Here is an 8,443-nt window from a genome sequence, read left to right on the forward strand (position 1 = left end):
TGATGGTTGAAGGGTTAGAAATTACTCAAAATGAGCAAATGGCTATTTTGAAAAATAAAACTGACGAATTTTTTAAAATATTTTGTTTTCATTATAATGGTCAAAAACGTTTTTGGCTATTAAACTATTTTTTCAAGCATTTTGACGTTTTATACAATAAAGTGAATATTAAATTATTGTTGCGTTATCTTTTATTCGGTCCGATTAAAAGATAATTTACTATGCGTAAAAAAATTATCTCCTATTCCCTTTATGGTTCAAAGCCCATGTATTTATGGGGGGCGGTAGAAAATATAAAAACTGCTGCTTGGCTTTTCCCGGATTTTATTTGCCGTTTTTATGTAGACGATACCGTACCCGCAGCTTTTTTGGAACAACTCCATCAATATTCCCATGTAGAAGTAATAGATATGACGGGTTCCAATTTGCCCAAAATGACCTGGCGATTTTTACCGGCCGATGATTCCAATGTAGAGCTTTTTCTGTCGCGTGATGCGGATTCCCGATTATCGGAAAGGGAAAAATGGATTATTGATGATTGGATTCAAAACGGCAAACAATTCCTGCTCATTAAAGATCATCCGGTATTTTACAAAGGATTTTTAATGATGGGGGGGCTATGGGGTATGAAAAATATAGCTCCCTATGGTATGCAACAATTAATTCAAAACTGGTGGCAGCAATATCCTCAAAATGGATTAGATATTTATAATGATGACCAGCATTTTTTAAGTGCTGTTATTTATCCTGCTATTCTTGACAAATTAAGCTATTATGATGATTACAATTTAAACGGATTACCCTTTGCGCAGAAAATAAAGATACCACGTAGCAATTATCATTTTATTGGTGAAGCTTTTGATGAAAATAATAAACGATTTAGCCATTATAAAGAACTTAGGAATTTTCATTTGAAACGGCTAGGGTTTCCGGGTAAATTATTGGTAAAATTATTATATAAATTAAAAATTTGAATAGTGAAAACATTATTAGTTACCGGCTCTTCCGGATTGGTGGGCAGTGAGGTTTGTTTGTATTTTGCCCAAAAAGGGTATAAAATACATGGGGTAGACAATAACCAGCGGGCCGTGTTTTTTGGACCTGCCGGCGATACCCGCTGGAACCAGCAACGCCTGTTACACAGCATTTCCGGTTTTCGCCACCATGAGGTAGATGTGCGCAACCGTAGCGCCATCCTCGATTTGGTAAAAACCATTCGCCCCGATGCAATTGTACATACGGCTGCCCAACCCAGCCATGATAAAGCCGCGCAAATACCGTTTGATGATTTTGATACCAATGCCGGTGGTACGTTAAATATGCTGGAAGCCGCCCGACAATATTGTCCCGAAGCACCCTTCATTCACATGAGTACCAATAAAGTGTATGGCGATGCACCCAACCGCATTGCCTTAACGGAAATGCCCACCCGTTGGGACTATGCCGATCCGACTTATGCGGAAGGGATTCCCGAAACTTTTTCCATTGACCAAAGTAAGCATAGCTTATTTGGCGCTTCCAAAGTAGCGGCCGATGTCATGGTGCAGGAATATGGTCGTTATTTCAATATGCCTACCTGTGCTTTAAGGGGCGGCTGTTTAACCGGCCCCAACCATAGCGGCGTTGAGTTGCATGGCTTTCTCAGCTATTTGGTGAAATGCAATTGGGAAGGTAAGTCATACACCATATTTGGCTACAAAGGCAAGCAGGTACGCGACAATATCCATAGTTACGATATTGCCCGGTTCATGGAAGCCTTTATGGCCACGCCCCGTGCCGGTGAAGTGTATAACCTGGGGGGCGGTAAAGCCAATACCTGCTCCATTCTGGAAGCCTTTCAAATAACGGAAAGCTTTACCGGCAAGGCACAGGTATATAGCTATATTGACCAACCCCGTTCGGGCGATCATATTTGTTATTACAGCGACCTGCGCAAAATGAAAGCCCATTATCCCGGTTGGGACATTAGCATTAGCCTTACCGAAACCATTCGCCAAATTGTGGAAAGCTGGAAAAAAAGAATGGGATAAAAAACATTGCATACATGCGCATATTAATAACAGGAATTGCGGGTTTTGTAGGCTCTAAAATGGCTACTTATTTTCGGCAGGCATTACCCAATGTCACGATTATTGGGATAGATAATTTAAGTAGAAAAGGAAGTGCCACCAATCTGCCATTATTGCAACAACTGGATTGTATCTTTTTTAAAGGGGATATTAGTGATAGAACTATGATGGAATCACTACCCCCCGTAGATTGGGTAATTGATTGTGCTGCCAATCCTTCTGTATTGGCGGGCAGAGCCAATGATAGTTTGCCGTTGATTCAAGATAACCTTGTGGGAACAATTTACTTATTGGAAAAATGTAAACAAGATAAAGCAGGTTTGGTATTGATTAGTACCAGTAGGGTATATTCTATTCAGGTATTAAATTCGATTCCCTTAAATAGTAATGGAAAGGCTTTTGCCATTGATGCAACCAAGCCTCTACCCATGGGTATTTCACCAAAAGGTGTAACTGAAGCCTGTTCTGTTATGGCCCCAATTTCACTGTATGGGGCTACGAAATTAGCCAGTGAAGTATTGGCATTAGAATACCACCATGGTTTTGGATTTCCTGTTTGGATCAATCGCTGTGGGGTAATTGCGGGTGCCGGTCAGTTAGGCAAAATTGACCAGGGTATTTTTTCTTACTGGGTATATCAATACCTGCTGCAAAAGCCTTTAAAATTTATTGGGTATAATGGAACGGGCTGGCAGGCAAGGGATATGTTACATCCGGAGGATTTGTTCAGATTAATATGGCAGCAAATAATGCACCCAATTAACAATGCACCGAACATTGTGAATGTGGGTGGCGGCATTGCCAATACCCTTAGTTTAGCGGAATTAGATAACTTTTGCAAACAACACATAGATGCTAATAAAGTAATTGAAGCCATTGGCGAAAATAGGGCTTACGATATTCCCTATTATAGTGCCGATTATAGTTTGGCTCAACAAATCTGGAATTGGGAACCTAAATGGGGTAGTACGGCAATATTAAATGAAATTCATCAATATGCTAAGGAGCATATTGATTGGTTACAATCAATAGCAGAATAAAAGTCGGGATGCATGAAAATTGTATTTATTGTTCAATACCATTTTTTTGGCGGTACTTTTTTTAGGTGGCATAATTTGGCCATTGCTTTACAGCAACAAGGCCATACCGTTATGGTATTTTCTGCTACCGGTAATCCTAAGGCTAAGTTAGAAAAAACCATCATCGATGGAATTCCTTATCACATTGTACCCGGTAACCATGGTAGTCGATTTTTTGGGAATGCTGCCAGTAATCCCATTACTGCCATTCAAAGATTATGGATACATTACCCAAAAGCAGATGTATATCATTTGTTTCAACCTTTTTTGTCGGGTGCCTGGGCTTGGCAATTATTAAAATGGAAATATCCTTCTGCTAAATTTGTTTATGATTGGGATGATTTGTGGATTGGGGGTTTGATGCAAAAAAAGCGTTCTAAGGTTTGGGATTTTAGGATGGTAAAGAAACTTGAACAAAATTTGCCGCGCAAAGCCCATGCCGTTACGGTTTGTTCTCGTTTTTTACAAGCAATAGCAATAGAAAGAGGTGCTAAAAAAGTAGAAGTGCTGCATAATGGTATTTGGCCGGCTACATCAGTAATGCCTGTTATAAAAAGCAGAGAAATATTGGGGTTAGATACTACTGCTTTTTATATAGGTTTTATGGGGAAAACACAACAGGAAATAGATTGGTGTTTTGAAGTGTTACAACGGTGTGAGCGGGAGGATCTTCGGTTAGCTTTGTGTGGAACCGATACAACCTGCATGGAGGGGTTATCGTCAGATTGTTTAGCCAAAATTGATTATTTAGGGCAATTAACACCGGAACAATCTTTCCATTTTGCTCATGCTATTGATATTGGGTTGTTGCCTTTATCGGATAATCCTTTTAATCAAAGTCGTTTCCCCATTAAATTCGCTGAATACCAAAAGGCCGGCACACCGGTTGCATTTTCTGAGGTGGGCGAATTGAGCGCGTATCATCAAATATTCACTTGGAATATTAATTGTGGCGTTGGAAGGGAAACTTTTGTCAATCGGTTAACTGCTTATTTAAACCAAAAGCATACACCCCCACAAGTATCAAAAGAAGTTTTGATGGACAACTTAAGTTGGGAAAGAATAGGGAAGCAATTAGCAACCTTGTATCAGGAAATAACACAACCGATATGAAAGTATCGCTTCTAATACCTTGTTACAATGCAGCTAATTTTCTGCCGCGGTTAATTGAATCGGCAAGGGCGCAAACTATGCCGTTTCATGAAATCATTTGTTATGATGATGCCAGTACCGATGAAACGGTAGCTGTAGGGGAAGCATTAGGGGTAAAAATGATACGCGGAGAAAGGAATAGCGGTCCTTCTGTTGGTCGCAATCGGCTCATTCAGGTAGCTACCGGTGAATGGCTGCATTTTCATGATGCCGATGATATTTTACATCCACAATTTGTAGCAACAATGACGGGGAATATTCTGGATAATCAAACCCAGTTGTTGTGTGATTGCGGTACGCAAACGAATGAGGGCAAAATAGGGAACCCCTTGGCCACTTACCAAATTAACCCGCAAACGGATGCCATTGCGTATTTTTTGCAACACATTGGTTTAGCGGTGGTGGGCTTGTACAACCGGGCTTTTTTATTACAACACGGGGTATACTTTAATGAACAATTACGTTACAATGAAGATCCCGATTTTCACTTGCGTTTAGCCCTGGCCGGCGCCCGTTTTCAATCGGTACCGGAAACATTGGTGTATGTCATTGGACATGCCAATTCCAGTTCGGCCCGGCATTGGTGGAGTTGCATCAGCAACCAAATATTTTGTTTGCAGCAATACGGACGGGAATTGCCCGACAAATATCAATCCCTAATGGCCACGCTTTTGGCCGATAAAGCCTATTATGCCATTCGAAGCGGGCAACCGCGTATCGGTTATCGGGCAATTTATGTGTTGCAACAGCAGTATCGGTTCCGGTTTCGTTTTTCCCAAAATTATTTGAATGCGGCCAAAAAAATATTGGGTGCCCGAATATTTTTTAGATTGCTATTCTTGTTAAGTCCCAAAAAAAGATAGTCCTCCATGTTTTTTTCTGTCATTATTCCCACTTGTAACCGCAACGATTTATTGGCCAGGTGTTTGGCGTGCTTGCAACCGGAAGTACAAACCCTGCAGGGTGTGGAGTATGAAATTATTGTAACCGATGATAGTGTGGGAGTTGGTGCGGCTACTATGATAGCCGAACAATTTCCTTGGGTACAATGGGTAGCCGGCCCGCGCCGCGGACCGGCCGCCAACCGCAACAATGGTGCCCGATTAGCGAAAGGAGCATGGCTGGTGTTTTTGGATGATGATTGTGAGCCGGATAGTGGATTACTAAGTGGATATTATAGAACTCTATTAAATCATGAAAATATAGAGGCGATGGAGGGTGCTATCTTATGTAATGAACAGCTATCGAGCCCTTTGTTTGTTAGTCCAATTAATGTGTCGGGAGACTTATTCTGGTCATGCAACATAGCGATTAAAAAAAAAATTTTTCTTTCCATGGATGGGTTCGATGAGCAATTTCCCTCCCCACATATGGAAGATATAGATTTGTATGAAAGATTGAAAGGTTTGGGAATGAATATACCTTTTGCTAATGAAGCAATCGTGATGCATCCGCCAAGAAGATTGCAGCCCCCTAAAAAATTAGCTGCTGCACAAGAAAGCCATTTGTACTATAACCAAAAACATCAACTGCCAATAATCACTTGCAGAGAACTGCTTATAAATACAACTTATCATCGTTTGATTCCGGTTCGCGACAGAAGAAAAAATTGGGATAGTGTGATTGCTTTAAAAGAATGGATGCAACAAATTTTTTATACCTGGTATTTTTATCAGTTTCGTTGGAAGAGGAAATATGGAAAAAACTAAAGCACAATATTGGGTATTCACGAATTGTATGCCGGATGCTTATACCGGTTCGGGCTTGGTGATTCAGCAGGTATTAAGTGTTTTAGGGCCAGATATTATTCGGTACGATAATCCTGTAACCGGGAAATTTTTAAATATTTTACAGCCCCGTTTAAATAGTTTGCGTTTATCCATTGGTTGGCTATTGTTATTTGCCCGTCAAAAACAAAAACTGTCTTTTAACAAAATACTTGTAATGGGTGGTGAAGCTTGGTTATTTCTATGGGTGTATCGGAAATGGTTCATTCAAAAAAATATTCAAATTATTCATTATACTAATGGGCCTGAAATCAGGTATCGGCCACACTTTAAACAAGAAAAATGGTTCAATCGTTTATTAACCCATTGGATGCGGCAGGCGTTTACCATTCCCGATAAAATAATAACAGTCAGTGAATCAGATAAAGATTGGTTGCTGCAACAACAAATTGTACAGAATGTACATGTGTTACCCCCCGCTTTGGATCAAGTATTCGACAGGCCCTTGCCATGGCAAAAGGAAATAAACGCCAATACAAACGCACCTTTGCAATTATTGTATTGTGCCCGTTGGACACAGGCCAAAGGAAAAGATATAGTGTTGGGTATCTTGGAATATTTAACCCTTCAAGCAATTCCGTTTCAATTGACGCTGGTGGGGGTTGGTGAGGAAACCGAAGTGAGAGAAGAATTGGGTAAGCTGGATGGTACACATATTACCATCTATCCGTTGGTTCGGGATAAAGCTGAACTGTATGCCATATATTGTGCTGCACAATACCTTTTATTCCCTTCCCGCGGGGAGAGTTTTGGTTTGGTGCCTTTAGAAGCCATGCGATGCGGTTGTAGGGTGCTGGCTACTCGTGTTGGCATTTTAGAACAGGCACACCATGATTGTTTTGCACCTTGTGATTTAAACACTGAATCGTTTATACAGGCTTTATTATCCTTACGGGACAATCAGAGCATAGGAGAACTAATGCGCGAAAATGCCTTTCAATTTGCCGGACAGTTTAGTTTTTTAAACTTTCAAAACAGGTTAGAGCAGTTATTGGGTGAAGGATAGGTATGCAAGAATTTCAAATTATCATTTGGTTTCTTTACCAACCTATTTGAGAAAAGCGGTAGTGCCTAAAATGAAATTCTATAAAGAATAGATAGGTATCAAATCGAGTATATCTGTTGAAGTAGATATACTTGGTAAAATTCAGCAGATGAGGTTGTTAAGGCTAGAAGCCATTAGTATGATACACACAAAAAATAATTTAAAACTTGTATCAGTTTCAATGAAACAACAATTACCGGGATTAAACGGGTTAAGAGCAATAAGCATTATACTGGTAATAGGCTATCATTTGGAAGCAGTGGCTACCCAAATGAATCAATCTCATCGAATCTTGAACATCCTGGCAAAAATGGGCTATGCTTTGTTCGGGAATATTGGGTTAGTTACTAATTTCTTCATTGGAATGGTGATAATAGCTGCCATTTGTTTCAATGGCATCGGGAATTGGTGGTTGAATTGGCCTGTCGTGGATTATTTGGGTAAATTATCTTACAGTATTTATTTGTGGCAGCAATTATTTACTTCCGACATACCCTTGTGGCATCGTTTCCCGGTTCCGGTATGATTGTTTTTTATTGCCGGCTGTGCATTGTTTTCCTATTATATTATTGAAAAACCTTTTTTACGTTTGAAGAGAAAATGGGAAGTGCTTTAGTGTAATTTTTCCAATCTTCATGCAAGTATATGAAAGCTATTTTATATAAAATAAATTTCAAGTGCCAACAATGGTTAAGTAGATGTGTAGTAGCAATACGAAAGTTGTATTGGCGAGTTCAAGGAGTTAGTATTGGTAAAGACACGACTATTTTGGGTTTTCATGCCATATGGCCGCATACCATTTCAATTGGTAATAGGTGTTTAATTGAACGAGGGGTCTATTTCAAACACGATTGCCCCTATACGCCCGGTAAAGCATTTGTGATTGGGGAGCAGGTATTCATTGGCAGTTATTGTGAATTCAATATTAAAAGCACTATACAGATTGGCGATTATAGTATGATTGCTTCCGGTTGTCGGTTTGCAGATTTTGATCATGGTATAGACAAGCAGGCATTCATTGGTTTTCAAAAAGCTAACATTGCCCCTATTGTAATTGGAAAAGATGTTTGGATAGGCTTCAATGCCGTGGTTTTAAAAGGGGTCACCATTGGTGATGGCGCCATTGTGGCTGCCGGGGCTGTGGTAACGAAGAATATTCCGCCTTATGAAATTTGGGGGGGAGTGCCGGCTAAAAAAATAGGGGAAAGGAGGTAATATATGTGGTGGGTGGGGGCACTAACCACTAGGAAAAAGCTTTCTTTACTTTTTTGCTTGCCCACTTGTGCCTTGAGTTACCATGCTATGGAAACC

General features: G+C 40.1%; 9 protein-coding genes and 1 pseudogene. All 10 read left to right on the forward strand.

All coding sequences use genetic code 11. From position 1 onward, the window contains the following. On the forward strand, nt 1-215 hold a 215-nt coding region (locus tag ACP5P5_RS13145), incomplete at its 5' end, for a hypothetical protein (RefSeq protein WP_428286571.1). 6 nt (nt 216-221) lie between these two features. Then, nucleotides 222-974, forward strand: coding sequence for a hypothetical protein (locus ACP5P5_RS13150; protein ID WP_428286572.1), 753 nt, complete (start codon nt 222-224; stop codon nt 972-974). A 3-nt stretch (nt 975-977) separates the two neighbouring features. Further along, entirely contained in the window at nt 978-2,030 is a 1,053-nt protein-coding gene (locus ACP5P5_RS13155) for an NAD-dependent epimerase/dehydratase family protein (RefSeq protein ID WP_428286573.1), read from the forward strand. Between the two features lie 14 nt (nt 2,031-2,044). Next, on the forward strand, nt 2,045-3,109 hold the full coding sequence (locus ACP5P5_RS13160) for an NAD-dependent epimerase/dehydratase family protein (RefSeq protein ID WP_428286574.1): 1,065 nt from the start codon (nt 2,045-2,047) through the stop codon (nt 3,107-3,109). A gap of 12 nt (nt 3,110-3,121) precedes the next feature. Beyond that, the gene (locus ACP5P5_RS13165) at nt 3,122-4,261 is read left to right on the forward strand and encodes a glycosyltransferase (RefSeq protein ID WP_428286575.1); all 1,140 of its coding nucleotides are present in this window, start codon (nt 3,122-3,124) and stop codon (nt 4,259-4,261) included. Beyond that, the gene (locus ACP5P5_RS13170; protein WP_428286576.1) at nt 4,258-5,163 is read left to right on the forward strand and encodes a glycosyltransferase family 2 protein; all 906 of its coding nucleotides are present in this window, start codon (nt 4,258-4,260) and stop codon (nt 5,161-5,163) included. The genes ACP5P5_RS13165 and ACP5P5_RS13170 overlap by 4 nt, the downstream gene beginning before the upstream one ends. 6 nt (nt 5,164-5,169) lie before the next feature. Beyond that, on the forward strand, nt 5,170-6,009 hold the full coding sequence (locus ACP5P5_RS13175; RefSeq protein ID WP_428286577.1) for a glycosyltransferase family 2 protein: 840 nt from the start codon (nt 5,170-5,172) through the stop codon (nt 6,007-6,009). Further along, nucleotides 5,996-7,093: a glycosyltransferase family 4 protein gene (locus ACP5P5_RS13180; protein ID WP_428286578.1), complete on the forward strand. Its 1,098-nt coding sequence runs from the start codon at nt 5,996-5,998 to the stop codon at nt 7,091-7,093. The genes ACP5P5_RS13175 and ACP5P5_RS13180 overlap by 14 nt, the downstream gene beginning before the upstream one ends. Nucleotides 7,094-7,313: 220 nt before the next feature. After that, nucleotides 7,314-7,658 carry a hypothetical protein gene (locus ACP5P5_RS13185; protein WP_428286579.1) on the forward strand — a complete coding sequence of 115 codons (345 nt, stop codon included), beginning with the start codon at nt 7,314-7,316 and terminating at the stop codon, nt 7,656-7,658. A gap of 524 nt (nt 7,659-8,182) precedes the next feature. Beyond that, nucleotides 8,183-8,341 (forward strand): annotated as a pseudogene (locus ACP5P5_RS13190) (DapH/DapD/GlmU-related protein); the annotation flags it as partial. Between the last annotated feature and the right edge of the window lie 102 nt (nt 8,342-8,443).

It is taken from the genome of Hydrotalea sp. (assembly GCF_049968455.1).
Classification (GTDB): domain Bacteria; phylum Bacteroidota; class Bacteroidia; order Chitinophagales; family Chitinophagaceae; genus Hydrotalea.

Excerpts from the sequence above, each read along its gene's own strand:
- ACP5P5_RS13150 (WP_428286572.1), top strand. The coding sequence starts at position 222 with ATGCGTAAAAAAATTATCTCCTATTCCCTTTATGGTTCAAAGCCCATG.
- ACP5P5_RS13160 (WP_428286574.1), top strand. The coding sequence starts at position 2,045 with ATGCGCATATTAATAACAGGAATTGCGGGTTTTGTAGGCTCTAAAATG.
- ACP5P5_RS13165 (WP_428286575.1), top strand. The coding sequence starts at position 3,122 with ATGAAAATTGTATTTATTGTTCAATACCATTTTTTTGGCGGTACTTTT.
- ACP5P5_RS13170 (WP_428286576.1), top strand. The coding sequence starts at position 4,258 with ATGAAAGTATCGCTTCTAATACCTTGTTACAATGCAGCTAATTTTCTG.
- ACP5P5_RS13175 (WP_428286577.1), top strand. The coding sequence starts at position 5,170 with ATGTTTTTTTCTGTCATTATTCCCACTTGTAACCGCAACGATTTATTG.
- ACP5P5_RS13180 (WP_428286578.1), top strand. The coding sequence starts at position 5,996 with ATGGAAAAAACTAAAGCACAATATTGGGTATTCACGAATTGTATGCCG.
- ACP5P5_RS13185 (WP_428286579.1), top strand. The coding sequence starts at position 7,314 with ATGAAACAACAATTACCGGGATTAAACGGGTTAAGAGCAATAAGCATT.